Raw genomic sequence first — 24,201 nt, forward strand, 5'->3', positions numbered from 1 at the left:
TCACGCCGTCGGGCCGGCTCCCCATGCCCTGTCCCACTCAACACCGGGAGTACGCCCCCGTGGCCACGTTCCTCTACAAGCTCGGCCGTTCCGCCTTCCGGCGACGACGGCTCGTCGCCCTCCTCTGGGTGGCGCTCCTCGCCCTCGCCGGCGTCGGCGCCGCCACCGCGCCCGCCGCGACCTCCAGCTCCTTCTCGATCCCCGGCACCGAGGCCCAGCGCGCCTTCGACCTGCTCGAAGAGCGCTTCCCCGGTGGCAGCGCCGACGGCGCCACCGCCCGGGTGGTCTTCGAGGCCCCGGCCGGCCAGACCATGAAGACCCCGGCCAACAAGGCGAAGGTCGAGGAGACCGTCGCCGCCCTGAAGTCGAGCTCCGACCAGGTCGCCCGGGTCACCGACCCGTACACCGCCCAGGCCCTCTCGCAGGACGGCCGGATCGCCTACATCTCGGTCTCCTACAAGGTCAACGGGATGGAGCTGACCGACGAGACCCGTGAGGCCCTCAAGGAGGCCGGCCACTCCGCGCAGGGCCAGGGCCTGACCGTCGAGATCGGCGGCGACGCGCTCCAGTCCATGCCGGAGACCGGCGCGGGCGAGATCGTCGGCGTGGTCATCGCGGGCATCGTGCTCGTCATCACCTTCGGCTCGCTCGTGGCCGCCGGACTGCCGCTGCTCACCGCGATCATCGGCGTCGGCATCGGTGTCTCGACGATCACCGCGCTCGCCAACGTCCTGGACCTCGGCTCCACCACCTCGACCCTCGCGATGATGATCGGCCTCGCGGTCGGCATCGACTACGCCCTGTTCATCGTCTCCCGCTACCGCGCGGAGCTCGCCGAGGGCCGCGAGAAGGAGGAGGCCGCGGGGCGCGCCGTCGGCACCGCGGGATCCGCCGTGGTCTTCGCCGGTCTCACCGTGGTCATCGCCCTGGTCGGCCTGGCCGTCGTCAACATCCCGATGCTGACGAAGATGGGCTTCGCCGCCGCCGGTACGGTCGTGATCGCCGTACTGATCGCGCTCACCCTGATCCCGGCGCTGCTGGGCTTCGCGGGCGACAAGGTCGTGGGCCGCAAGGCGCGTAAGGGCGCGAAGGCGGCCGTCGCCGCCACCGGATCCTCCGACGACTCCGAAGGCGGCAAGCCGAACGGCGGCACCCGCTGGGCCCGCTTCGTCATCCGTCGCCCCGTGCTCGTCCTGCTCGTCGGCGTCCTCGGCCTCGGCGCCGTCGCCGTACCGGCCGCCTCCCTGGAGATGGGTCTGCCGGACGACGGCGTCAAGCCGGTCTCCACGACCGAGCGGCGCGCCTACGACCTGCTCTCGGAGGGCTTCGGGCCCGGCTTCAACGGCCCGCTGCTCGTCGTGGTCGACGGTGACAAGGCGGTCGCCGACAAGACCGTGGACACGATCAAGGGCCTGGACGGCGTCGTGGCGGTCACCCCGCCGACCCCGAACAAGGCCGGCGACGCCGCGATGATCACGGTGATCCCGAAGGACCGTCCGTCCTCCGTCGACACCGAGGGCCTGGTGCACGACATCCGGGGCGCGACCGGCGACGATGTCCTGGTCACCGGCGCCACCGCGATGAACATCGACTTCTCGCAGAAGATGAACGACGCGCTGCTGCCCTACCTGGCGCTGGTCGTCGGTCTCGCCTTCCTGCTCCTGATGGTGGTCTTCCGCTCGATCCTGGTCCCGCTGAAGGCGGCCCTCGGCTTCCTGCTCTCCGTGGTCGCCGCCCTCGGCGCGGTCGTCGCGGTCTTCCAGTGGGGCTGGCTCGGCGGCCTGTTCGGGGTCGAGCAGACCGGCCCGATCATGTCGATGATGCCGATCTTCATGGTGGGCGTGGTCTTCGGTCTCGCGATGGACTACGAGGTCTTCCTGGTCACCCGGATGCGTGAGGCGTACGTCCACGGGGCGCGCCCCGGCGAGGCGATCGTGACCGGCTTCCGGCACAGCGCCCGGGTGGTCACCGCCGCCGCGGTGATCATGATCGCGGTCTTCTCCGGCTTCATCGGCATGGACGACCAGATGATCAAGATGATCGGCTTCGGTCTGGCCGTCGCCGTCCTCTTCGACGCGTTCGTGGTCCGCATGGCGATCGTCCCGGCGGTGCTGGCGCTCCTCGGCCACAAGGCCTGGTGGCTGCCGAAGTGGCTCGGCCGCGTGCTGCCCAACGTGGACGTCGAGGGCGAGGCGCTGGCGGCCAAGGACGCCGACGACGCCGACGGCACCGACGGCAAGGAGAAGGAGCTGGTCTCCGCCTGACCTCAGGGTCCCGCGGCCTTGTGCGCCGCCTGACCCCACGGACCCCGGGGCCGCCGCATGAGCGGGCGGCGGGCCCCGGACCGCGCCGGAACCTGTGGGGACGGGGAGCCGACGCGACCCCGCGCCGTCACCGTGTCGTACGCGACGCGGTGGCGGCGTAGGTGTGTCCGAGGAAGCGCATCAGGGCCGTCGTGTCGAACTGGACGACGGCCACTCCGTCGACGCCGTGGAACTCGACGACCGTCTGGACCCGGCCGCAGGGCCAGACCCCGATGTCCCCGCGCCGGGCGGGGCCGTGCAGGCCGGTCTCCAGGAGCGCGCGGGGGAAGGACCACTCGATGCCGCCGGGGAAGACGAAGCGGACGGTCGCGGGGGTGAAGTCGGCGTCGTAGCGGAGGGCGACCGGTACGGGCCGGGAGAGGGGGGCGTCGGTGACGATCCGTCCCCGGGCGCTGTCCTCGACGACGTGGTCATCCGTGGTGCGCGTCATCGAACGGCTCCTCACGCTCTCACACTCGTCTTATTTGCCATCTAATGTCCCATATTTACCGGCGCATGTGCTGAGCGAGTCCACCTCTTTTGTGTCCTCCACGCTCTTGCAAGCTCTTCGCAGCAGCGCTCTATGATGCGGGACGTGCATGTACCTGACGGATTCATCAACGCCCCCGTATCGGCCGCCGCCGGTGTCGTCGCCGCCGGCGCCGTCGCCGTCAGCCTGCGCGGAGCCCGCAAGGAGCTGGACGAGCGGACGGCCCCGCTGGCCGGCCTCGTCGCGGCCTTCATCTTCGCCGTGCAGATGCTCAACTTCCCCGTCGCGGCGGGTACGAGCGGGCACCTCCTCGGCGGTGCGCTGGCCGCGATCCTCGTCGGTCCGTACACCGGTGTGCTCTGCATAGCCGTCGTCCTGCTCATGCAGGGCGTCCTCTTCGCCGACGGCGGCCTCACCGCGCTCGGCGTGAACATCACCGTCATGGGCGTGGTCACCGTCGTCGTGTCCTACGCGCTCTTCCGCGGCCTGGTCCTCGTGCTGCCGCGCACCCGCCGCTCGGTGACGATCGCCTCCTTCGTCGCCGCGCTGGTCTCCGTACCGGCCGCGGCCACCGCCTTCACCGCGATCTACGCGATCGGCGGCACCACCGACGTACCGATCAGCAAGGTCCTCACCGCGATGGTCGGCGTCCACGTCCTCATCGGCATCGGCGAGGCCGTCATCACCATGCTCACCGTCGGCGCGGTCATCGCCGTCCGGCCCGACCTCGTGCACGGCGCGCGCGGCCTGACCGCGCCGCTCAAGCTGCGGGTGGGCGGCGAGCTGATCGACGCCACGCCCGTCGGTGCCGCCCCCGCCCCTGCCGCTTCCGGCTCTCCGAAGAAGCTGTGGATCGGCGGTGTCGTCACCGCCCTCGTCCTCGCCGGATTCGTCTCCTTCTACGCCTCCGCGAGCCCGGACGGCCTGGAGAAGGTCGCCGCCGACAAGGGCATCGACAGCAAGGTCCAGCCGCACGGCGCCGCCGACTCCCCGCTCGCCGACTACGGCGTCAAGGACGTCACGAACGCGCGCCTGTCCGGCGGTCTCGCCGGTGTCATCGGCGTGGCCGCCACCCTCGCCGTCGGCAGCGGGGCCTTCTGGGTCGTGCGCCGCCGCAAGGGCGCGGCCACCGCCACCGCTCCGGCGAACGCGGACGCCTGATGGGCGCGGGGCATGCCCACAAGCTGTACCGGCGGGCGGACTCGCCGGTCCACGCGCTGCCCCCGCACACCAAGCTGGCGGCCGTCTTCGCCTTCGTGGTGGTGGTCGTCTCCACCCCGCGCGAGGCGGTCTGGGCCTTCGGCGCGTACGCCGTGCTGCTCGGCGTGGTCGCCTCCCGGGCCCGCGTCCCGGCCGGCTTCCTGCTGAAGCGGCTGCTCATCGAGGTCCCGTTCGTGGCCTTCGCGGTGCTCATGCCCTTCGTGGTCCCCGGCGAGCAGACCACCGTCCTCGGCGTGTCGCTCTCCGTCCCCGGCCTGTGGGGCGCCTGGAACGTGCTGGCCAAGGGCACCCTCGGCGTCGCCGCCTCCGTGCTGCTCGCCGCCACCACCGAGCTGCGCGGCCTGCTCCTCGGCCTCCAGCGGCTGAAGCTGCCCCCGCTGCTCGTCCAGATCGCCACCTTCATGATCCGGTACGGGGACGTCATCACCGACGAGATGCGCCGGATGTCGATCGCCCGCCGCTCGCGCGGTTTCGAGGCCCGGGGCGTACGGCACTGGGGTGTCCTCGCCAAGTCGGCGGGCGCCCTCTTCATCCGCTCCTACGAGCGGGGCGAGCGCGTCCACCTCGCGATGGTCAGCCGCGGCTACACCGGGTCGATGCCGGTCATCGACGAGGTCACCGCCACCCGCGCCCAGTGGCGGTACGCCGCCGCGCTCCCGCTCGCCGCACTCCTGATCTGCCTTCTCGGATGGACGCTATGACGACACCTCCCTCCCTCGACGTCCACGGCCTCGCGTACGCCTACCCCGACGGCCACCAGGCCCTGTTCGGCGTGGACCTGACCGTCGGGCGCGGCGAGCGGGTCGCCCTGCTCGGCCCCAACGGCGCGGGCAAGACCACCCTCGTCCTGCACCTCAACGGCATCCTCACCGGCGGCGCGGGCGGTGTGACCGTCGCCGGGCTGCCGGTCGCGAAGAAGAACCTCGCCGAGATCAGGCGCCGGGTCGGCATCGTCTTCCAGGACCCCGACGACCAGCTCTTCATGCCGACCGTCCGCGAGGACGTGGCCTTCGGCCCGGCGGCGGCGGGCGTGCGGGGCGCGGAGCTGGAGGCGGTGGTCCACCGGGCGCTTGAGCGGGTCGGGATGGCGGAGTTCGCCGACCGGCCGCCGCACCACCTCTCCTTCGGGCAGCGGCGGCGGGTCGCCGTCGCGACCGTCCTCGCGATGGAGCCGGAGATCCTCGTCCTCGACGAGCCCTCCTCCAACCTGGACCCGGCCTCGCGCCGCGAGCTCGCCGACATCCTGCGGGCCCTGGACGTCACCGTCCTGATGGTCACCCACGACCTGCCGTACGCGCTGGAGCTCTGCCCGCGCGCGGTGATCCTCAGCGAGGGAGTGATCGCCGCCGACGGGCGGACCGCCGACATCCTCGCCGACGAGGAGCTCATGGCCCGGCACCGCCTGGAACTCCCGTACGGCTTCGTGCCGAGCTCGGTGGCCTGAACCCCGGAATCGGCCGGGCGCCCCCCACGTTGCACCATGGGGGGTCGTACGTACGAGAGGAAGCGGGATCAGGTGGACGTCCGGGGCACGGTGGCGGAGGGCTTCGAGCCGGTCAGGGACGCGTTCCTGCGCAACTTCGAGCAGCGGGGGGAGCGGGGCGCGGCGGTCGCGGTCTACCGGGACGGCGCGAAGGTCGTGGACCTGTGGGCGGGTACGCGGGACGTGGACGGGGAGGCGCCCTGGACGGCGGACACGGCCCAGGTCGTCCGCTCGGCCACCAAGGGTGTCTCCGCCGCGGTCCCCCTCCTCCTCCACCAGCGCGGCCTGCTCGACCTGGACGCGCCGGTCGCCACGTACTGGCCCGAGTTCAAGGCCGGCAAGGACCGGGTGACCGTACGGCAGCTGCTCGCGCACCGCGCGGGGGTGCCGGTCCTGGACCGCCCGCTGACGCTGGCCGAGGCGGTCGACCTGGAGACGTCGATGCGTGCCATCGCCGCCCAGGCCCCCGTCTGGGAGCCGGGCACGGCCCACGGCTACCACGCCCACACCTTCAGCTGGCTGCTCGGCGGCCTGGTCCACCGGGTCACCGGCCGTACGATCGGCCGCTGGGTGGCGGAGGAGATAGCCGCGCCGCTCGGCCTGGACCTGTGGATCGGCCTGCCCGACGCCGAGGCCCACCGGGTCGGCCGCCTGGGCCCGGTCGAGGAGCGGGAGCCGGCCGACAGCGGGGCGCTCAAGCTGCGCCCCAAGCGCGCGGTCTCCGAGGCCTACCGCGACCCGGCCTCCCTCACCCGGCGGGCCTTCGGGGTGATCGAGCCCGCGCCCGACGAGAACGACCCGGTGTACCGGGCGGCCGAGCTGCCCGGTTCGGCGGGCGTCGCGACCGCCCGCGCGCTGGCCGGCTTCTACGCGGCGACGCTGGGCCCGGTCGACGGGGCCGCGCGCCTGTTCGCCCCGGCGACGCTGACGCTGGCCCGCACGGAGGAGTCGGCGGGCGCCGACCGCGTCCTCCTGGTCGGCACCCGCTTCGGCCTCGGCCACATGCTGCACGGCCCCGCCTCGCCGCTGCTCGGCCCGAGCTCTTTCGGCCACCCGGGCCGGGGCGGCTCCCTGGGCTTCGCCGACCCGGAGTCCGGGATCGCCTTCGGTTACGTCACCAACGGCATGCGCAAGACGGTGACGGCGGACCCGCGCGCCCAGGCCCTGGTGAGAGCGGTGGGCGCGGCGCTGTGACGCTCTAGCGGATGTACCAGCCCTGGTCGGCGTAGTCCTCGCAGTCGTACTGGAAGGGGTGCCGGCCCACGTCGAAGCCCTGCATGGCGAGGCACTTGCCGCTGTTGAAGTTCTTCAGCTTGAAGACGTCCGGGTTCTCGGTCGACACCTTCTGCCAGAACTGGTCGGCGAAGTTCAGGCACTCGTACTGCTCGGGCAGCTTGGCGTTCTCGAACCCGCGCACGATGAGGCACTTGCCGCTGTTGACGTTCTTGAGCTGGAACACGCCAGGGGTGAGCGCGTTGGTGTCGTCGAGTGTCCAGAACTGATCGGCGAAGTCGAGACAGTCCCAGCCGAAGGGGTTGGTGCCGTTCTGGACACCCTGAAGGGCGACGCATTTGCCGCCGTAGGCGCTCTTGAGATGGAAACTGGGCTGCGGCTCCACGTACACCGCGGACGCGGTGGAGGCGGACCCGACGAGCGCGCCGGCCGTCAGCGCGACGGTGGCCAGGACGGCGCCCAGGCTGCGGGACCTGTTCATACGATCTCCCTCGTAGGCGTACGCACTTGGCGGCGTACGCGATCTCGATCAGGAAGATAGGTGGCCGATAAGGCTCTTGTCGTCGAGTTTGGGATATGGAGTGCGGCTTCCGCTTGCCCGCCCGGTTCGGGACCCTGAACGCCCGCCGGGCCACGCCGCTAGGCTGCGCGTCGGGACGGAACGGGGGGATGACGGTGGAGCAGTGGCCGGAGGGCCCCGCGGCCGATCAGGACGCGGCACGGCAGCGGTACGCCTCCGACATGAGGGCGACCCGCGAGGCACTGCGGGAGTCGGTCCGCGCCGACCTGCCCGCCGCGCATCTGCGCCTGGGGATCGTGGCCGTGGCCAGTCTCGTCGTGGCCTGGCTGACGTCCCCCGTAGCGGGCATCGCCGTCGCCGGACTCTTCGCGGCACTGCTCATCGCCGTACTCACGGTGCTGACCGCCCGAGGCGTCCACGTCCGGGACGCGTGGCGCAGGTCCTACCTCTTCACCTTCGGCTGGGCGAACTGGCTCTAGCCACCGACGACCCGACCGACGAACCCCCGCCCCCGAAGCCGCCCGTAGGCCGCGACCACGGGACCGGGCACCTCCACCTCGACCATGAACCCCCGCGCCGGATAGACCATCAGCCGCTGCACGGCTCCCACGAGCATGTCGAGGACGAGCCGCGCGTCCCCGACCGATTCCACGTACTCCGCGAGCCCCATCGCCGAGGACGCGCTGACGAACTCGACCTCCGGCCACAGCTTCCGCGCCGTCGCGTAGGCCCGGCGCTCCTCGTACGGCTTGCTGACGAGGAGTACGGACGCGACGCCGACGCCCCGCTCGGCGAGCAGCTCCCGCGAGAAGCGGATGTTCTCACCGGTGTTGCGAGCCCGGGGCTCGACGAGAACGACCGATCCCGGCACTCCCAACTCAACCGCCCGCTCCCGGTAGTGCTCGGCCTCGCCCCGGGGCATCCGGTCGCGCGTGGTGCGGCTGGTGGCGCCGGTGAAGACGATGAGCGGCATCATGCCGCGCCGGTACAGCCCGACGGTCACATCGGCCACGCCGAGATCGTGACTGCCGAGCCCGACCGCGACCGAGCAGGGGCGCGGCTCATGGCCCATCCGCTGGAAGTCCCAGAGCACTTGGGCATCGGTCCAGTCCTGTGCGGAGATCACCCCGACTCTCCGTCCGTGCTGTCGGGGACCTTGAAGTCGTACGTCCAGGCGAACCGTGTGGCGGCGTGGACACCGACCGCGAACTCGACGACCGTACCGTCCGCCGTGTACGTGGTCCGGTGCAGCTCCACGACCCACTCGCCGGGCGCCAGCCGAAGCCGCGCGGCCTCCTCGGATGTGGCCGCCCGGGCGCGCAGCTCCTCGCGCATGTGGTCGATCTCGTATCCGGCGTCGAGGAGCACACGGAACCCGCCCCCGCGCCCGGCGGGTCCGGGGCTCGGGTCGACCAGCCGGGTGCCCTCGACGTGTTCGGGCCTGTAGTAGCTGGTCAGGGTGTGGGTCGGCTGGTTGCCCTCCTTGACCAGTCGGGCCCGGGCGTAGACCTCGGCACCTTCGGGCAGGTCGAGTGCGGCGGCGACGACCGTGGTTGCGGCCACACGGTCGACCGTCTGGGTCTGCTCGCCGCGCTGGTACGCGCGGCCCGAGGCGACCCGGTCGGCGACGAACGCGACCTCGTCCGCGTCACGCCACTTCGCCTTGTCGTAGCGGGCGATACCGAGCCGCTTGAGCGGTGGCCGCTGCCGCACGACGGTGCCGTGCCCGCGCGACGAGCTCACGAGCCCTTCGGCCTCCAGGGCGTTGTAGGCGGCGTGGACGGTGGACTTGGAGCCCTGCAGCCACTTGGGTGCCACACCTGCTCCTCTCGGCGCCTGCAGTCAGCCGCAGTCCCAGGACCGTTGGCAGTTTTGGGACTGTGCGTCACTCCCAATCTTGCCTGACTCGCAGTCCCAGGACAGCGATGAAGGTGGGTTGGAGAACGAAATGGACCCCCAGTGACCGAACGACCGATCCGGGGGCATGGCATGGTCAACGCTTCGAGGAGCACCAACAGAGAGACGACCGTCGTCGTGCGCTGGGCCCAGGGGCCCAGAAGCGTCCCCATGGCCCGGCGATGCCTGCTCGGTACGTTGGACGACTGGGGGCTGGGAGCGGTCGCGGATTCCGCCGCGCTCGTGCTGTCCGGGCTCCTCGCCAACGCCGTCCGGCACGGACGCGTCAGGTGTCGGCAGATCGAGACCCGCTTTGCCTTGCTGCCGGACGCGGTCCGCATCGAAGTGCACGACGCCTCGGAGGAGCGGCCGATGATGGGCCTTCCGGAGGAGGGTGCAGAGGGAGGCTGGGGGCGTCCCCTGGTGGACGTGCTGGCCGAGCGGTGGGGAGTCTCTGACCGGCAGGGGCCGGGCAACCTGGTGTGGGCCCAGCTTCGGGCCGCCGTGGAGCCGGAGGCCGTTTGACCGCCGGGCCCCCTCAACTCGCGTACAGCATCAACCCGATCCCCACCACCATCAGCCCCGCCGCCGCGATCCTCGGCCCCCCGAAGCGCTCCTTGAACAGGATCGCGCCGATCGCCGCGCCCACGATGATGGAGGACTCGCGCAGGGCCGCGATCGGGGCGAGAGGGGCCTTGGTCTGGGCCCAGAGGACGAGGGCGTAGGCGGCTACCGAGAGGGCTGCGGCGAGGAGGCCGCGGGCCGCGTACGGGCGGAGTTCGGTGGTCAGGGTGGTGCGGCGGCGGGACAGGGCGTAGGTCGGGATCACCAGGCCCTCCAGGAGCATCAGCCAGGCGATGTAGCCGAGGGGGGTGTCCGAGGCGCGGACGCCGACGCCGTCTACGACCGTGTACGCGGCGATGGACAGGCCCGTCGCTCCCGCCGCCAGCAGGGCCGGCCAGTGCGGGCGGGCGCCCTTGCCCCGTATGCCCCACAGGGCCAGGCCGGTCAGGCCCGCGCAGGCGACCGCTACGCCCGCCAGCTGTTCGGCGGACGGGATCTCGGCGACGAACACCGCGGCGAGCAGGGTCACCACGAGCGGCGCCGTGCCCCGGGCGATCGGGTACATCTGGCCGAAGTCGCCGAGCGAGAAGGACTTCATCAGGAGGGCGTAGTACGCCACGTGCAGGACCGCCGAGGCGATCAGGTACGGCCACGCCCCGGGCGCCGGGAGCGGGACGAAGCAGGCGGTCACGGCGCCTATCAGGGCGCCGCCGCCGGATATCAGGGTGAACGACAGGAGCTGGTCCGTGATGCGGGCGGCCATCGCGTTCCAGCTCGCGTGCGTCACCGCCGCCACGAGGACGGCCGCGACGACCAGCGGGGTCACGCCGTGCGCTCGCGGACGTCCACCAGAGTGCCGCCCGCGTGCGCGATCAGCGTCGCCGGGTCCAGGGCGAAGACGGAGTGCGGGGTGCCGGCCGCCGCCCACACCACGGCGTGGTCCAGCAGCCCTCGGTCCGCGAGCACCCGGGTCCGGGTGCGGTGCCCGAACGGCGGCACTCCGCCGATCGCGTAGCCGGTCGTGTCGCGGACCAGCCGCGCGTCGGCGCGCGTGACCTCCGCCGCGCCCAGCTCCTCCCGCACCCGCGCCACGTCCACCCGCGACGCCCCGTCCATGAGGACCAGCACGGGCACCCCGTCCGCCGCGAAGATCAGCGACTTCACGATCTCCGAGACCGCGCAGCCGATGGCCTCGGCGGCCTGCTGCGCGGTCCGCGTCTCGTCCGGGAAGCGCCGGATCTCGACGTCGAGCTCCAACTCCTTCAGAGCGGCGGCGAACTGGGGGTGGGCATCAGCGTGTGACGTCGTCATGGGCCGTCACGCTAGCGGTACGTGTACGGGGCAGGCGACCGGGTTACGGCCGGGCCGGGCGGCCGGGTCCCGTGCCGGGCCGGGCGGCCGGGTGGGGCGGCCGGGTGCCGCGCCGGGTCGGGTCCCGCGCCGCGCCGCGCGCCGCGCCGCGCGGGTCCGGCCCGCCCCGACGCCCACGGCCCCTAGCCCGCATTCAGCACCCCCGCCACGATCGGCCCCGCCGCCGTCGCCCCGTGCCCCGCGCCCTCCACGAAGGCCGCCGCCGCCAGGTCGTCCGCGAACGCCGTGAACCACGAGTCCGAGGTCTCCTGGCCGCCGACCTCCGCCGAGCCGGTCTTCGCGCCCTTGTCGCCGCCGACCGAGGCCATCGCGCCCGTCGCCGTGCCGTAGCCCGCCGTCGCCGTGCGGCGCATCATGTCGCGGAGCTGGCGGGCCACCCCGGGGGACAGCGTCCGTTCGGCGCGGGCGAAGGTGCGGTCGTCCGCGGACTGGGCTACCAGGTACGGCTGCTTGAAGGCGCCGGACTTCGCGGTGGCCGTGATCGACGCCATGTTCAGCGGGTTCATCTGGACCGTGCCCTGCCCGATGTACTGCTCCGCCGCCGCCCCGCCCGTCTCCTCGGGCACCGAGCCGTCGAAGGAGCGGATGCCGGTCTTCCACTCCAGGCCGATGCCGAAGACCTGCCGGGCCTCGCGGGCGAGCCCGAAGTCGTCGCCCTCGGTCTTCTCCACGTCGTCGATCTTCTTGATGAAGGCGGTGTTGCAGGAGCGCGCGAAGCTCTCCCCGAAGGTCGCGCCGTTCAGCGAGAAGCCGTTCAGGTTCCCGATGGTGCGGCCGTTGTACATCGCGGTCGGCGGGCATTCGGAGGGCCGGTCGGCGTTGACCAGGCCCTTCTCCAGGAGCAGCGCCGCCGTGACGATCTTCATCGTGGAGCCGGGCATCTTCTTGCCCTCGAAGGCCGCGTTGAAGCCCTTCGCCGGGCTGTTGGCGACCGCCCGTACCGCCCCCGTCGACGGCTGTATCGCCACGACCGAGGCCGAGCCGTAGCGCTGGACGGCCTTCTCCGCCGCCGCCTGGACGTCGGCGTCGATCGTCGTCCGCAGCTTGCCCTTCTCGCCCTTGGCGAGGGTGAGGAGGGTCCTGGCGGGCACGCCCTCCACGCCCGGGTCGATGTACGTCTCGACGCCCGGCTTGCCGCCCGCCGTCGCGCCGTACCGCTCGCGCAGCTGGTCAAGGACCGGGCCGAGTGACGGGTACGTCGCCGCCGTGAGCGGCCGGCCCGCGCGGTCGACCGCCTCGACCTCGCCCGTCTTCGCCACGCCGGTACGGATCGACGCCGACTTCGAGGTCAGGGCCGGGTGCAGCACCGTGGGCTTCCAGGCGACCAGCGGGCGTCCGGTGGTCGCCCCGCGGACCACGGTGAGCTGCGAGGTGTACTGCCAGGGCTTGGTGAGCGCCCCGTGCTTGACCGTGGCCTTCACCGTGAACGGCACCGTCGCACCCGTCGCCGCCCCCGGCGTGATCGTCGCGTCGACGGCCAGGGCCTGCTCGCGGAAGCCCAGCAGGGCGGGGCCCGACTCGACGGGGTCGTCGGTCAGCTGGGCGGCCCGGTCGGACTCCCCAGCCGCCCAGGCCGCGAGGAAGTCCTTCGAGGTCGCGGCTATCTCCTCCGGGGTGACCGGGCCCGACTTCGGCGCGGAGTCGGACCGCGTCCCCGAACCCGTACCGCTGGATCCTCCGGTGATCCCGTTCCAGAGGTTGTAGCCCCCGTACCCGACCCCGCTCGCCACGACGACGAACACCCCGCCGACGACCGCGACCTTCACACCACTGCGCATGACTGCGACTCCCTCCCCCAGGTTGGCCCCAGCAGCCTAGGGGGCAGGAGTGACAGCGGGGACGGTCGTTACCGGAAAGCGACCGGAGCGTCTGTTTCCCGATACCGGCGCGGCGCTACACCCAGGTGTCGAGCCACATCCGGTTCCGCCAGCCTTGGATGGGAATGGCCTCACCCGTGTACAGCGGCCAGAAATAGATGAAATTCCAGACGATGAGCAGGACAAGGACGCCCGCCGCCACCGCGCCGAAAGTGCGCCGTCTTTCCGAGGAACCCGCAGGTCCCACGATCGCCCCGATCATCATCGCCACCGCGAGGCACAGGAACGGGACGAAGACCACCGCGTAGAAAAAGAAAATGGTGCGTTCCTGGTAGAGGAACCAGGGCGCCCAGCCGGCCGCGATGCCGCAGGCGATGGCGCCCGCGCGCCAGTCGCGGCGGAAGGCCCAGCGCCACAGCACGTACAGGATCGCGAAGCAGGCCGCCCACCACAGCAGCGGTGTGCCGAGGGCCAGGACCTCCTGGGCGCACTTGTCGCTCGCGTCCGCCGGGCAGCCGTTCTGGCCGGGGGCGGGGGACTCGTAGAAGTAGGAGACCGGGCGGCCGAGGACGATCCAGCTCCACGGGTTGGACTCGTAGGTGTGCGGCGAGCTCAGCCCCACGTGGAACTTGTAGACCTCGGTCTCGTAGTGCCACAGGCTGCGCAGCCAGTCGGGCAGCCAGCCCCAGGTGCCGCCGCCGTTCAGCTTGTCCTGCTCGGCGGCCCAGTTGCGGAAGTAGCCCTTGTCGGTGACGATCCAGCCGGTCCAGGAGAGCAGGTAGGTGCCGATCGCGACCGGGACGACGGAGACGAAGGCCGGCACCAGATCGCGCTTGAGGACCGCCGTGTACGGGCGGATCGCACCGGCCGTGCGGCGGGCGCCGATGTCCCACAGGACGGTCATCAGGCCGAACGCGGCCATGATGTAGAGACCGTTCCACTTGGTGCCGGCCGCCAGGCCCAGCATCACGCCGGCCGCGAGCCGCCAGGGTCGCCAGCCGAGCCGCAGGGTCTCCGCGACCGAGGCGTCCGGCCGCAGGATCCCCTCCTCGGCGTCCTCGGGCAGCCCCGCCGCGAGCCGGGCCCGCGCCTTGTCCCGGTCGACGACCAGGCAGCCGAAGGCGGCCAGCACGAAGAACATCAGGACCTGGTCGAGCAGCGCCGTGCGGCTCATCACGAAGTGCAGGCCGTCCACGGTGAGCAGCAGACCGGCCAGGCAGCCCAGGAACGTGGAGCGGAACAGGCGCCGTCCGATCCGGCACAGCATCAGCACCGAAAGGGTGCCGAGCAGCGCGACCATGAAGCGCCAGCCGAAGGGCTCGAAGCCGAACAGCTTCTCGCCGATGCCGATGACCCATTTGCCGACCGGCGGGTGCACGACGTACCCGGGATCGGTCGGCACGAGGACCGCGCCCGGGTCGTTCAGGATCGTCTTGTCGATGTCCTTCGGCCACGCCCCCTCGTACCCCTGGTTGATCAGGGCCCAGGAGTCCTTGGCGTAGTACGTCTCGTCGAATATCACCGCGTGCGGCTTGCCCAGGTTCCAGAACCGCAGCACGCCCGCGACCAGCGCGACGAGCAGCGGCCCGGCCCAGGCGGCGATCCGCCAGATCCGGTCGGCGGCGGCCGGACCGATCAGGAACAGCGACCACAGCCGCTCCGAGGGGCGGGCGTACGGCGGCACGAGCCGCTCCCGCAGGCCGACGGAGAGGGCGCCCGAGGTGTCCGGCCGGTAGCCGAACTGCCGCAGCCGCCGCTGCCACGAAGGGGGCTCTGCCACGGTGGGTGCCACGGGGTGCTGACCCTCCAGGGCCTCGGGTGCGGTACTGGTCACCGCGCCATCGTAGGGAACGCGCCTGTGCGCGTCGCCTGTCCGGGCTGGGAGGATGGGCCGTGTGACAGGAACGCTGGTACTCGCAGGGACCCCCATCGGCGACATCGCGGACGCACCGCCACGGCTCGCCACCGAACTGGAGAACGCGGACATCGTGGCCGCGGAGGACACCCGCAGGCTGCGCGGGCTGACCCGCGCGCTCGGGATCCACACCACGGGCCGGGTGGTCTCCTACTTCGAGGGCAACGAGTCGGCCCGTACGCCCGAACTGGTCGAGGCGCTCGTCGGCGGGGCGCGGGTGCTGCTCGTCACCGACGCCGGGATGCCGTCGGTCTCCGACCCCGGCTACCGCCTGGTCGCGGCCGCCGTCGAGCAGGACATCAAGGTCACGGCCGTGCCGGGCCCGTCCGCCGTGCTCACCGCGCTCGCGCTGTCCGGGCTGCCGGTGGACCGCTTCTGCTTCGAGGGCTTCCTGCCGCGCAAGGCCGGCGAGCGCCTCGGGCGGCTGCGCGAGGTCGCGGACGAGCGCCGGACCCTCGTCTACTTCGAGGCCCCGCACCGGCTCGACGACACCCTCGCCGCGATGGCCGAGGTCTTCGGCGCCGAGCGCCGGGCCGCCGTCTGCCGCGAGCTGACCAAGACGTACGAGGAGGTCAAGCGCGGCCCGCTCGCCGAGCTCGCCGCCTGGGCGGCCGAAGGCGTACGGGGCGAGATCACCGTCGTCGTCGAGGGCGCCCCGGAGGCCGCGCCGGCCGAACTGGACGCCGAGGAACTGGTGCGCAGGGTGCGGGTGCGCGAGGAGGCGGGGGAGCGGCGCAAGGAGGCCATCGCCGCCGTCGCGGCCGACGCGGGGGTTCCCAAGCGCGAGGTGTTCGATGCCGTGGTCGCGGCAAAGAACGCGGCGGCGCCAGGCCCCGGAAACGGTAAAGGACTAATCTGAAAGGCAAAGCGGAACCCGGCGTCGGGCCCGCTCACAGCCCCTTCGGGCAAGGAAACGCCAAAGAGCTTCCATGGTTTTTCCGCCGCTGATGCGCTCCGGCCGGAAAAGGCGTCCACTGGACCAGTGGAGAGGAGCTGGAATGACTGAGATCACCGGCACCGGAACGCCCGTCGTGCACGAGGCGTACGCTTTCGCCTGCATGAGTTGCGGGTACGGCTGGGAGCAGGCGTACGAGATAGAGCACCACATCGACGCCAAGGGTCATGAATTCGTCGTCTACAAGGCCGACGGGGAACGCGTGCCGTCCCCGCTGTCCAGTCCGACCTGCATGAACTGCGGCGGTCACGTCGTGAGGATCATGCGCTCCGGCCAGGTGTCCTCGGTGCTCGACCTGATGGCCGCCGCCGAACGGCACGGCCACGGGGCGAAGGCGACCAAGCCGGTGTCCATCGCGGGACCGATCGGGCAGGAGCTGACCGAGGACACCCCGGAGGGCCCCGGGCGGGAGAAGCCCGAGCACCACTGGCACCTCTCCGACCTGCTGCATCCCTTCCGGTCCCGGCGGTAGCGCGGCGGTAAGCCTTGGCGGGGGGACTCATGGCCCTCGTACGATCGGGCCATGAGTTCCAAGGACGCCCCGCCGCCGCTGCCCGAGCCCCTGCCGGTCCCGGTCGCGGACTCGCACACCCATCTCGACATGCAGTCCGGCACCGTCGAGGAGGCCCTGACCAAGGCCGCCGCCGTCGGCGTGACCACGGTCGTCCAGGTCGGCTGCGACCTGAAGGGCTCGCAGTGGGCCGCCGAGACGGCCGAGCGGTACGAGCACGTGCACGCGGCCGTCGCCCTGCACCCCAACGAGGCGCCGAGGATCGTCCTGGGCGACCCGGACGGCTGGTCCCGCCAGGGGGCGCGCACGCCGGGCGGCGACGCGGCCCTCGACGAGGCGCTGGCCGAGATCGACCGGCTCGCCTCCCTGCCGTACGTCCGCGCCGTCGGCGAGACCGGCCTCGACTACTTCCGCACCGGCCCCGAGGGCATGGCCGCGCAGGAGCGTTCCTTCCGCGCCCACATCGAGATCGCCAAGCGCCACGGCAAGGCCCTCGTCATCCACGACCGGGAGGCCCACGCCGACGTCCTGCGGGTGCTCGACGAGGAGGGCGCCCCCGAGCGGACCGTCTTCCACTGCTACTCCGGCGACGCCGAGATGGCCGAGATCTGCGCCGCCAAGGGCTACTACATGTCCTTCGCCGGCAACGTCACCTTCAAGAACGCCCAGCCGCTGCGCGACGCCCTCGCCATCGCCCCGCTGGAGCTCGTCCTCGTCGAGACCGACGCCCCCTTCCTCACCCCCGCGCCCTACCGGGGCCGTCCCAACGCCCCGTACCTGATCCCGGTCACCGTCCGGGCCATGGCGGCCGTGCGCGGCATCGGCGAGGAGGAGCTGTGCGAGGCCCTCGCCGTGAACACGGCCCGCGCCTTCGATTACTGATCCATAACGGTTACGTCAGGTAGTCGGGTCGTTTTGGAGAGTGACGATATCCAGGGCTAGGGTCCCGGCTTCGTGAGCACTTCGTCGCACAGATCCGGCGCCCGGCGGGCCGCCCGGCGCCGCAAGGCGAGCCCGCCCGCCGTCGAGGGCCTGCGGCGGATCGTCCCGCAGGCCCTGGTCGTCGCCTTCCTCGCGGGCGGCACCACCGCCTTCGTCGCCCAGGACAAGGCCGTCCGGCTCTCCGTCGACGGCGTCCCGCGCACCCTGCACACCTTCGCCGACGACGTCGAGGAGCTGCTCGCCGACGAGGGCCTGGCGGTCGGGGACCACGACATCGTCGCCCCCGCCCCCGGCGCGGGCCTGGCCAGCGGCGACGAGATCGTCGTCCGTTACGGGCGGCCCGTCGCCCTCACCCTCGACGGGCAGCGCCGCCAGGTGTGGACCACCGCGCGGACCGTCGACGGCGCCCTGCGGCAGCTCGGGGTGCGCGCCGAGGGCGCCTACCTCTCCGCCTCCCGCTCGGCGCCCATCTCCCGCCAGGGCCTCGCCCTCGACGTGCGGACCGAGCGGACCGTCACCTTCCTCGCCGACGGGCGCGAGCGGACCGTCCGCACCAACGCGGCCACCGTCCGGGAGGCCGTCGAGGAGGCCGGGATCACCCTCGCGGGCCAGGACACCACCTCCGTGCCGCCCGGCTCCTTCCCGCGCGACGGGCAGACCGTCACCGTGCTGCGGATCACCGGCAGCCAGGAGATCCGCGAGGAGGCCGTGCCGTACGCCGTCGAGCGGGTCCGCGACGACGAGCTGTTCGCCGGGACCGAGCTCGTCGAACGGCAGGGCGTCCCGGGCGTCCGCCGCGTCACGTACAGCCTGCGCACGGTCAACGGCGTCCGGCAGAAGCCCCGCCGCACGGGCGAGGAGACCGTCCGCGAGCCCGTCGCGCAGAAGGTCCGGATCGGCACACGGCCGCTGCCCACCTCCGTCGCCGGGGCCGACGGACTGAACTGGGGCGCGCTCGCCGCCTGCGAGTCCGGCGGGCGCCCCGGCGCGGTCGACCCGTCCGGCACCTACGGCGGGCTCTACCAGTTCGACCCCGGCACCTGGCGCTCCCTGGGCGGCAGCGGCGTCGCCCAGAACGCGCCCGCCGCGGAGCAGACCTTCCGGGCGAAGAAGCTCTACGTGACCCGGGGGGCGACTCCGTGGCCCCACTGCGGCCGTAGGCTGTACCGGTGAGCACCACCACCGGACCCGACAGTCCCGACGCCCTCCTCGGCCCCGCAGACATCCGCGAGCTGGCCGCCGCCCTCGGCGTGCGCCCGACCAAGCAGAAGGGCCAGAACTTCGTCATCGACGCGAACACGGTCCGGCGGATCGTCCGCACGGCCGAGGTGCGCCCCGACGACGTGGTCGTGGAGGTGGGGCCGGGGCTCGGCTCCCTCACGCTCGCGCTCCTGGAGGCCGCGGACCGGGTGACCGCCGTCGAGATCGACGACATCCTCGCCGCCGCGCTGCCCGCCACGATCGCCGCCCGCATGCCGAAGAAGCAGGACCGCTTCGCGCTGGTCCACTCCGACGCCATGCTGGTCCAGGAGCTGCCGGGCCCGCCGCCCACCGCGCTCGTCGCCAACCTGCCGTACAACGTCGCCGTCCCCGTGCTGCTGCACATGCTGGACCGCTTCCCGACCATCGAACGCACCCTCGTCATGGTCCAGGCCGAGGTCGCCGACCGGCTCGCCGCCAAGCCGGGCAACAAGGTGTACGGCGTGCCGTCGGTGAAGGCCAACTGGTACGCGGAGGTCAAGCGGGCCGGCTCCATCGGCCGCAACGTGTTCTGGCCGGCGCCCAACGTCGACTCGGGCCTGGTCTCGCTGGTGCGGCGCACCGAGCCGGTGAAGACCACCGCCTCCAAGAAGGACGTCTTCGCCGTCGTCGACGCGGCCTTCGCGCAGCGCCGCAAGACCCTGCGCGCCGCCCTCGCGACCTGGGCGGGCTCGCCCGCCGCGGCCGAGGCGGCCCTGGTCGCGGCGGGCATCTCGCCGCAGGCGCGCGGCGAGGCGCTGACGGTCGAGGAGTTCGCCCGGATCGCCGAGCACAAGGGGGCCGGGGCGTGACCGGCGGCGTCACCGTACGGGTCCCCGCCAAGGTCAATGTGCGGCTCGCGGTCGGCGGCGCCCGGCCCGACGGCTTCCACGACCTGGCCAACGTCTTCCTCGCCGTCTCCCTGTACGACGAGGTGACCGCGACCCCCGCCGACGGTCTGACGATCACCTGCGAGGGCCCCGACGCCGACAAGGTGCCGCTCGACCGCACCAACCTGGCGGCGCGGGCGGCCGAGCTGCTCGCCGCCCGGCACGGCATCGCGCCCGACGTGCACCTGCACATCGCCAAGGACATCCCCGTCGCGGGCGGCATGGCCGGCGGCAGCGCCGACGGCGCGGGCGCGCTGCTCGCCTGCGACGCGCTGTGGGGCCTGGACACCCCGCGCGCCGAACTCCTGGAGATCTGCGCCGAGCTGGGCAGCGACGTGCCGTTCAGCCTGGTCGGCGGCGCCGCGCTCGGTGTCGGCCGGGGCGAGCGGCTCACCGAGCTGCCGGTCGGCGGCACCTTCCACTGGGTCTTCGCCGTCGCCGACGGCGGGCTCTCCACCCCGGCCGTGTACGCCGAGTTCGACCGCCTCAACGAGGGCGTCGAGGTGCCCGAGCCGGTCGCCTCCGAGGCCCTGCTCGACGCCCTGCGCACCGGCGACACCACCGCCCTGGCCGCGACCCTCGCCAACGACCTCCAGGCCGCCGCGCTGTCGCTGCGGCCCTCGCTGGCGGCGACCCTGTCGGCGGGCACGGCGGCGGGCGCGCTGGCCGCCCTGGTCTCGGGCTCGGGCCCGACGACCGCGTTCCTGGTGAAGGACGCGGAGTCCGCCGAGTCGGTGGCGGCAGCCCTGACGACCTCGGGCACCTGCTGCACGGCGCGGGTGGCGCACTCCCCGGCACGGGGCGCGACCGTCGTGGCCTAGCGCCCCCCTAGTGCCCCTAGTCCTTGTTCTTGGAGATCCGGGCGAGCAGCAGGTTCGGGTCCGGGTTCTGCTGGACGTAGAAGGCGGCGCTGTTCACGTAGACGGTCTTGGCGTGGACGGCCACGGAGGTCGGGTTCTCCAGCCCGTCGGCGTGCGTGAGCACCGTCTTGTGGGTGCCGTCCGGGCGGACCAGGGCGAGCTCGTCCACGGTGTTGAGGGCGGCGAGGACGGTGTCGCCGTGCCCGGTGAAGGCGAAGTCGTCGATGGTCGTGAGACCGGTCGCCCTGGTCTCCACGGGGCCGGCGGTCCGGTCGGGCCCGAAGGGGATGCGCAGCAGGGTGCCGCGGGCGGTGTTGGAGACCCAGACGGCGCCGTCGTGCAGCTTGAGCCCGTTGGAGCCGAAGGGCAGCGCCGCGGTGCCTTCGAGCGCGGTGCCGGTGGCCCAGGCGGTGGGCTCGCCGCCGTCCACGGGGACGCTCCACACGGTGCCGAGGGACGAGTCGGCGGTGTAGAGGGTGCCGCAGTCCTCGTCGAGGGCGAGGCCGTTGGGGAAGCCGTCGGCGGGGAGCTGCGCGATCTGCTCGGGGGCGCTCCCGTCGGGAGCGATCCGCCAGACGCCGGTCTCGGCCGTCCCGGTGACGTAGTTGACGTACAGCGTGCCGTCCTCGGCACGGGCGATCCCGGAGACGATCGCGGCACCGACGTTCGGGGTCTGCGGATTCTGCACTTCGGGCAGCGTCCCGAGGATCCGGACGCCGCCGTGCCGGTCGACCCGGGCGACCTGTCGGGCGAAGGCGAGGGTGACGTCGGCGGCCCCGTCGGGTTCGAGGGCGATGTTCTCCGGGGTCTGCCCGGCGGCGAAGTCGAAGTGCGTGAGGACGCGCGGGTCCGTCACGGTCGGGTCGGCGGCGGAAGCGGGCCCGGCGACGAGCACGGCGAGCGCGGAGCCGGTCGCGACGGCGGCGGCCAGGCGGGGGATACGGCCCATGGTTCTCTCCCAGAGGGGGACTGCGGCCGCATGACCGGCCGGGACCCCACGAACATGGCGGATCCCCGGCTCACCGCCCCGGCAGCCGGGGCCGGGGAGTCGCCCACGCGGCGGAGGACAGCACTCCGTTCGCACGCGTGCGCGGGTGGGTGGGCTAGAGGTCGTCGACGGCGGTCAGATCGATGTCGATGGCGTAGGGAATCGAGAGCTTCAGCCGGTCGCGGTGGATGCCGGCGCAGGTGTAGGTCTTGGTGACCGGGTCACGCTCGTAGACCCGGACGACGACGTGCTCGCCCTCGCCTTCCAGCTCGACGAGCCAGTAGTGCGCGATGCCGGCGGCGGCGTACTTGTGCGGCTTGGTGTCGCGGTCCCGGGCTTCGGATTCGGGTGAGACGACCTCGACGGCGAGCAGGACGTCGGCGACCGGGTACGAGGCCTGGGTGCGACTCTTCAGGGCTTCTCTGCGGACGACTGAGATATCCGGCTCCGGGCCGTTGCGATGGTCGAGAACCACGGTCATCTCACGACTGACTCTGAGGTCCGGCGGCACGGTGTTGCGGAGCCCCGCCGCCAGCAGGTCGATGACGACACTGTGGAATCGGCGCTGGGGGCTGACGAGAACCAGGCTCCCGTCGATCAACTCGGTGTGCGGAGGGAGGCCGGGCAGAGTGAACAGGTGGTCGACCGTCCAGCCCTCCACCGGCGGCCTCGGCCAACGCTCGACGCACTCGTGCTCTTCTCGCATGGGCACGATTTTTCGGCACGATCTGGACGGGAAGCGGCGGGTTCCGGAGCACGTCATCACAAAGAGTGATGAAACGCCCGGTCGAGTCAGCCGTCAGTCGCCGTCGTGCACCCGCTCCGTCCCCGGCGCCCCGCAGCCGTGGGTCTTCGCCGAGCGGTCGGCGAAGGCTTGGAGGGCGGTGCGGAGGGCGGGGTGGTCCAGGGTCAGTTCGCTGGGGCCTCGGGGGGAGGTGGGGGTCGTGACCGTGTACGCGGCTCGTTTCGTGCTGCCGGGGCATGCCGCCCACAGGACGTAGCGGCCGTCGGGGGCGTCGCCCTTCGTGCGGTCCAGGTACTCCAGGTCCTCCTTCTTCTCCCAGGTCAGGCCCGCGCCGTACGAGGCCGTGAACGTGTACAGCGGCGCGCCCCGCAGGCCGCCCAGGACGCAGCCCTCGACGGGCTTCGGGCCCGGTGCGGTCTCGACGGCCGTGCGGACGCCCCAGCGGGCCGCCGTCGGCGCGTCCAGGATTCCGGCGCAGCTGCCCGACACCGTCGCGAACGGCTCGTGGTCCAGGGGGGTCGTCGAGACGCCGACGTCCGGCACCGGCGTGCCCGCCGTGACCTCGCAGCCGGTGCTCCGGGCGTACGCCGTCGCCGTCCCGGTCAGCACGGCCGTGAGGCGTGCGCGGGTCTCGGGGCGGCCGAAGTCGAGGCGGTCGGTCCTCGCCCGCGCCTCGGCGGCGAACCCCGCGCCCCGCTTCCCGCCGCAGTCGAGCAGCAGGGTCGCCGTGGCGTCCCCCTCGTCGCCGTTGGCCCGGTCGGGGTCGTAGGCGAAGCCGCCGGTCCAGCCGTTCCCGAAGGGCGCGTCGGTGCGGGACGCGTCGATGTCGACGCGGCGGTTCCGCGTGTCGCTCACCGTCACCCGCAGGTCGATCCGGCCGTCGTCGTCCTCGTCGTCCTCGTCGACCTCGGTCACCCGGCACTGCCACCAGGAACCGGCCCGGTCGCGCCGGATCCCGGCGGTCACCTCCGCGCCGCCCACCAGCTCCCGCACCGCGCCCGCCGCCAGCGTCCCGTCGCACGCCGAGTCCAGGGCCCGGTCGTGCCGCCAGGTGTCCCAGCCGCCCGACAGCCAGAAGAGGCCGCCCGTGACGAGTACCGCCCCGGCGGCGAGTCCCGCCACCGGCTTCAGGCTCCGGCGGCGGCGCCGGGTCTCCGTACTCACTGCCACACCGTCCCCAGGCTCTTCGTGTCGCGGCACCGCGCCGCCTCCAGATAGCGGCCGAGCAGCGCCTCCGCCCGGTCCGCGAGTCCGTCCCGCTCCTTCGCCGTCACGCTCACCCGGTGCAGGCCCGGGGCCCCGTCGCAGCGGGCCTCGGCCCAGGCGGCGACCGTGGCGGAGCCGCCGCCCGCGCGGGGCGGGGTGTCCCGGCCCGCGGCGGCGAGCTCGCGTCCGTACTCGGTGCGTACCTCCGGGAGCAGCTCGCCCCACCAGCTCGCCGAGGTCACGCCGAGCCCCTGCCGGCCCTTCAGGCCACCGGTGTCGCAGCCACGGGCCGAGGTGTGGACGGCGCCGCGGCCGGGCTGCCCGGTCGGCTTCCAGCCGGGGCCGAGGTACGCGGGGCGGAACCAGCCGCAGGCCTCCCGGGCGGCCTTCGCGTCGGCGTCCGAGTCGGGGGTGACCCTGGGGACCGGCTTCACATCGGCCGGGCGCACGGGCGAGCCGCCGCAGTGGTGGTCCGTGCGGAGGTCCTCCGCGACGGCGGCGACCGTCTCGGCGAGCCGGGCGTTCCAGCCCTCCGGGGCCGCGTCGCCGACCGTGGACAGGCTGCCGTACACGCGGAAGCTCCGTACCGGGCGCGTGTAGCCGGGCAGACCGTTCGGGCAGGACACCAGGGCCTGGCTGTCGGCCCGGAGGTACGCGTCGGCCCAGCGCGGCGCGTCCTCGTACGGGTCGCCCACGACGTGCTCGACGCGTACGCCCTTCAGCGGCGTCTCCATGTCCGGCGTCGCCGTCACCTGGAGCCAGCCGCCCTCGGCGTCCGCGAGGCCGATGCCGCAGGAGACCAGACCGCGCGGCCCCGGCCCGGTCCGCTCGGACCAGGCGCCGTCCTCGGGCAGCAGGGCCCGGACCGCCTCCCGGGGCAGCGCCCCGCCGCAGGCAGCGGCCAGAAGCTCCTCGTCACGGCTCTCCCGGCGCTCCTCGCGGACCACCACGAAGGCCGTGACCAGCGCCGCCACCAGCAGGACCAGCGAGGCCTGCGGCAGCCACCGGTGGCGCCGGAAGCGCGCCCATGCCGTGTCGTCCATTCCAGGCCC

General features: G+C 72.9%; 25 protein-coding genes. 13 read left to right on the forward strand and 12 right to left on the reverse strand.

The genetic code is table 11. The annotated features are described in order from the left end of the window. The first annotated feature begins 59 nt into the window (after window positions 1-59). Complete coding sequence (locus tag ABTZ54_RS20640; RefSeq protein WP_351665191.1) at window positions 60-2,264, forward strand: MMPL family transporter; 2,205 nt, start codon at window positions 60-62, stop codon at window positions 2,262-2,264. Window positions 2,265-2,391: 127 nt separating this feature from the next. Here ABTZ54_RS20640 and ABTZ54_RS20645 read toward each other — a convergent pair whose 3' ends face one another. Further along, window positions 2,392-2,754, reverse strand: a complete 363-nt coding sequence (locus ABTZ54_RS20645; RefSeq protein WP_351665193.1) for an SsgA family sporulation/cell division regulator — start codon at window positions 2,752-2,754, stop codon at window positions 2,392-2,394. 144 nt (window positions 2,755-2,898) lie between these two features. Here ABTZ54_RS20645 and ABTZ54_RS20650 point away from each other — a divergent pair, with 144 nt between their 5' ends. From ABTZ54_RS20650 to ABTZ54_RS20665, 4 genes are read left to right on the forward strand one after another with little or no spacing between them, the layout of a single operon-like run. Further along, window positions 2,899-3,954: an energy-coupling factor ABC transporter permease gene (locus tag ABTZ54_RS20650; protein ID WP_351665195.1), complete on the forward strand. Its 1,056-nt coding sequence runs from the start codon at window positions 2,899-2,901 to the stop codon at window positions 3,952-3,954. Next, a complete protein-coding gene (cbiQ, locus tag ABTZ54_RS20655) occupies window positions 3,954-4,715 on the forward strand; it encodes a cobalt ECF transporter T component CbiQ (RefSeq protein ID WP_351665197.1) in 762 nt (253 codons plus the stop codon). Before ABTZ54_RS20650 ends, cbiQ begins: the two co-directional genes overlap by 1 nt. Further along, the gene (locus ABTZ54_RS20660; protein ID WP_351665199.1) at window positions 4,712-5,458 is read left to right on the forward strand and encodes an energy-coupling factor ABC transporter ATP-binding protein; all 747 of its coding nucleotides are present in this window, start codon (window positions 4,712-4,714) and stop codon (window positions 5,456-5,458) included. Before cbiQ ends, ABTZ54_RS20660 begins: the two co-directional genes overlap by 4 nt. 36 nt (window positions 5,459-5,494) lie before the next feature. Further along, a complete protein-coding gene (locus ABTZ54_RS20665) occupies window positions 5,495-6,691 on the forward strand; it encodes a serine hydrolase domain-containing protein (protein ID WP_351665201.1) in 1,197 nt (398 codons plus the stop codon). A gap of 4 nt (window positions 6,692-6,695) precedes the next feature. On the opposite strand, the gene ABTZ54_RS20670 is transcribed toward ABTZ54_RS20665, so the two are convergent. Further along, complete coding sequence (locus tag ABTZ54_RS20670) at window positions 6,696-7,211, reverse strand: RICIN domain-containing protein (protein ID WP_351665203.1); 516 nt, start codon at window positions 7,209-7,211, stop codon at window positions 6,696-6,698. A gap of 188 nt (window positions 7,212-7,399) precedes the next feature. On the opposite strand from ABTZ54_RS20670, the gene ABTZ54_RS20675 reads away from it, so the two are divergent. Next, window positions 7,400-7,729: a hypothetical protein gene (locus ABTZ54_RS20675; RefSeq protein WP_351665205.1), complete on the forward strand. Its 330-nt coding sequence runs from the start codon at window positions 7,400-7,402 to the stop codon at window positions 7,727-7,729. On the opposite strand, the gene ABTZ54_RS20680 is transcribed toward ABTZ54_RS20675, so the two are convergent. Both ABTZ54_RS20680 and ABTZ54_RS20685 read right to left on the reverse strand, forming a co-directional pair. Continuing rightward, window positions 7,726-8,376, reverse strand: a complete 651-nt coding sequence (locus ABTZ54_RS20680) for a YdcF family protein (RefSeq protein WP_351665207.1) — start codon at window positions 8,374-8,376, stop codon at window positions 7,726-7,728. The genes ABTZ54_RS20675 and ABTZ54_RS20680 overlap by 4 nt on opposite strands. Next, the gene (locus ABTZ54_RS20685; RefSeq protein ID WP_351665209.1) at window positions 8,373-9,068 is read right to left on the reverse strand and encodes a GntR family transcriptional regulator; all 696 of its coding nucleotides are present in this window, start codon (window positions 9,066-9,068) and stop codon (window positions 8,373-8,375) included. Before ABTZ54_RS20685 ends, ABTZ54_RS20680 begins: the two co-directional genes overlap by 4 nt. Before the next feature lie 141 nt (window positions 9,069-9,209). Here ABTZ54_RS20685 and ABTZ54_RS20690 point away from each other — a divergent pair, with 141 nt between their 5' ends. Beyond that, window positions 9,210-9,671, forward strand: coding sequence for an ATP-binding protein (locus ABTZ54_RS20690; protein ID WP_351665211.1), 462 nt, complete (start codon window positions 9,210-9,212; stop codon window positions 9,669-9,671). Between the two features lie 13 nt (window positions 9,672-9,684). Here ABTZ54_RS20690 and ABTZ54_RS20695 read toward each other — a convergent pair whose 3' ends face one another. The 4 genes from ABTZ54_RS20695 to ABTZ54_RS20710 form a co-directional block, all read right to left on the reverse strand. Then, on the reverse strand, window positions 9,685-10,536 hold the full coding sequence (locus ABTZ54_RS20695) for an EamA family transporter (RefSeq protein WP_351665213.1): 852 nt from the start codon (window positions 10,534-10,536) through the stop codon (window positions 9,685-9,687). Then, a complete protein-coding gene (locus ABTZ54_RS20700; RefSeq protein WP_351665215.1) occupies window positions 10,533-11,021 on the reverse strand; it encodes a YbaK/EbsC family protein in 489 nt (162 codons plus the stop codon). Before ABTZ54_RS20700 ends, ABTZ54_RS20695 begins: the two co-directional genes overlap by 4 nt. 182 nt (window positions 11,022-11,203) lie before the next feature. After that, window positions 11,204-12,859: a penicillin-binding transpeptidase domain-containing protein gene (locus ABTZ54_RS20705; protein ID WP_351665217.1), complete on the reverse strand. Its 1,656-nt coding sequence runs from the start codon at window positions 12,857-12,859 to the stop codon at window positions 11,204-11,206. Window positions 12,860-12,974: 115 nt separating this feature from the next. Continuing rightward, window positions 12,975-14,732: a dolichyl-phosphate-mannose--protein mannosyltransferase gene (locus ABTZ54_RS20710; protein WP_351665219.1), complete on the reverse strand. Its 1,758-nt coding sequence runs from the start codon at window positions 14,730-14,732 to the stop codon at window positions 12,975-12,977. Between the two features lie 52 nt (window positions 14,733-14,784). Between ABTZ54_RS20710 and rsmI the strand changes: the two genes are divergently transcribed. The 6 genes from rsmI (at window position 14,785) to ABTZ54_RS20740 (ending at window position 20,171) form a co-directional block, all read left to right on the forward strand. Continuing rightward, a complete protein-coding gene (gene rsmI / locus ABTZ54_RS20715) occupies window positions 14,785-15,672 on the forward strand; it encodes a 16S rRNA (cytidine(1402)-2'-O)-methyltransferase (RefSeq protein ID WP_351665221.1) in 888 nt (295 codons plus the stop codon). 139 nt (window positions 15,673-15,811) lie between these two features. Beyond that, on the forward strand, window positions 15,812-16,240 hold the full coding sequence (locus ABTZ54_RS20720; protein ID WP_351665223.1) for a hypothetical protein: 429 nt from the start codon (window positions 15,812-15,814) through the stop codon (window positions 16,238-16,240). A gap of 51 nt (window positions 16,241-16,291) precedes the next feature. Continuing rightward, the gene (locus ABTZ54_RS20725; protein ID WP_351665225.1) at window positions 16,292-17,161 is read left to right on the forward strand and encodes a TatD family hydrolase; all 870 of its coding nucleotides are present in this window, start codon (window positions 16,292-16,294) and stop codon (window positions 17,159-17,161) included. Window positions 17,162-17,233: 72 nt separating this feature from the next. Continuing rightward, the gene (locus tag ABTZ54_RS20730; protein WP_351665227.1) at window positions 17,234-18,394 is read left to right on the forward strand and encodes a resuscitation-promoting factor; all 1,161 of its coding nucleotides are present in this window, start codon (window positions 17,234-17,236) and stop codon (window positions 18,392-18,394) included. After that, on the forward strand, window positions 18,391-19,272 hold the full coding sequence (gene rsmA / locus ABTZ54_RS20735) for a 16S rRNA (adenine(1518)-N(6)/adenine(1519)-N(6))-dimethyltransferase RsmA (protein WP_351665229.1): 882 nt from the start codon (window positions 18,391-18,393) through the stop codon (window positions 19,270-19,272). The genes ABTZ54_RS20730 and rsmA overlap by 4 nt, the downstream gene beginning before the upstream one ends. Then, window positions 19,269-20,171 carry a 4-(cytidine 5'-diphospho)-2-C-methyl-D-erythritol kinase gene (locus tag ABTZ54_RS20740; protein WP_351665231.1) on the forward strand — a complete coding sequence of 301 codons (903 nt, stop codon included), beginning with the start codon at window positions 19,269-19,271 and terminating at the stop codon, window positions 20,169-20,171. The genes rsmA and ABTZ54_RS20740 overlap by 4 nt, the downstream gene beginning before the upstream one ends. Before the next feature lie 16 nt (window positions 20,172-20,187). Here ABTZ54_RS20740 and ABTZ54_RS20745 read toward each other — a convergent pair whose 3' ends face one another. The 4 genes from ABTZ54_RS20745 to ABTZ54_RS20760 all read right to left on the reverse strand — a co-directional run bounded on the left by ABTZ54_RS20745 (window position 20,188) and on the right by ABTZ54_RS20760 (window position 24,192). Next, complete coding sequence (locus ABTZ54_RS20745; protein WP_351665233.1) at window positions 20,188-21,159, reverse strand: SMP-30/gluconolactonase/LRE family protein; 972 nt, start codon at window positions 21,157-21,159, stop codon at window positions 20,188-20,190. Between the two features lie 154 nt (window positions 21,160-21,313). After that, on the reverse strand, window positions 21,314-21,904 hold the full coding sequence (locus ABTZ54_RS20750) for a Uma2 family endonuclease (RefSeq protein ID WP_351665235.1): 591 nt from the start codon (window positions 21,902-21,904) through the stop codon (window positions 21,314-21,316). A 93-nt stretch (window positions 21,905-21,997) separates the two neighbouring features. Beyond that, window positions 21,998-23,107, reverse strand: a complete 1,110-nt coding sequence (locus ABTZ54_RS20755) for a hypothetical protein (RefSeq protein ID WP_351665237.1) — start codon at window positions 23,105-23,107, stop codon at window positions 21,998-22,000. After that, window positions 23,104-24,192, reverse strand: a complete 1,089-nt coding sequence (locus ABTZ54_RS20760) for a hypothetical protein (protein WP_351665239.1) — start codon at window positions 24,190-24,192, stop codon at window positions 23,104-23,106. Before ABTZ54_RS20760 ends, ABTZ54_RS20755 begins: the two co-directional genes overlap by 4 nt. Window positions 24,193-24,201 lie beyond the last annotated feature (9 nt).

Source organism: Streptomyces sp. NPDC094032 (assembly GCF_040303965.1).
In the GTDB taxonomy this organism is placed as follows: domain Bacteria; phylum Actinomycetota; class Actinomycetes; order Streptomycetales; family Streptomycetaceae; genus Streptomyces.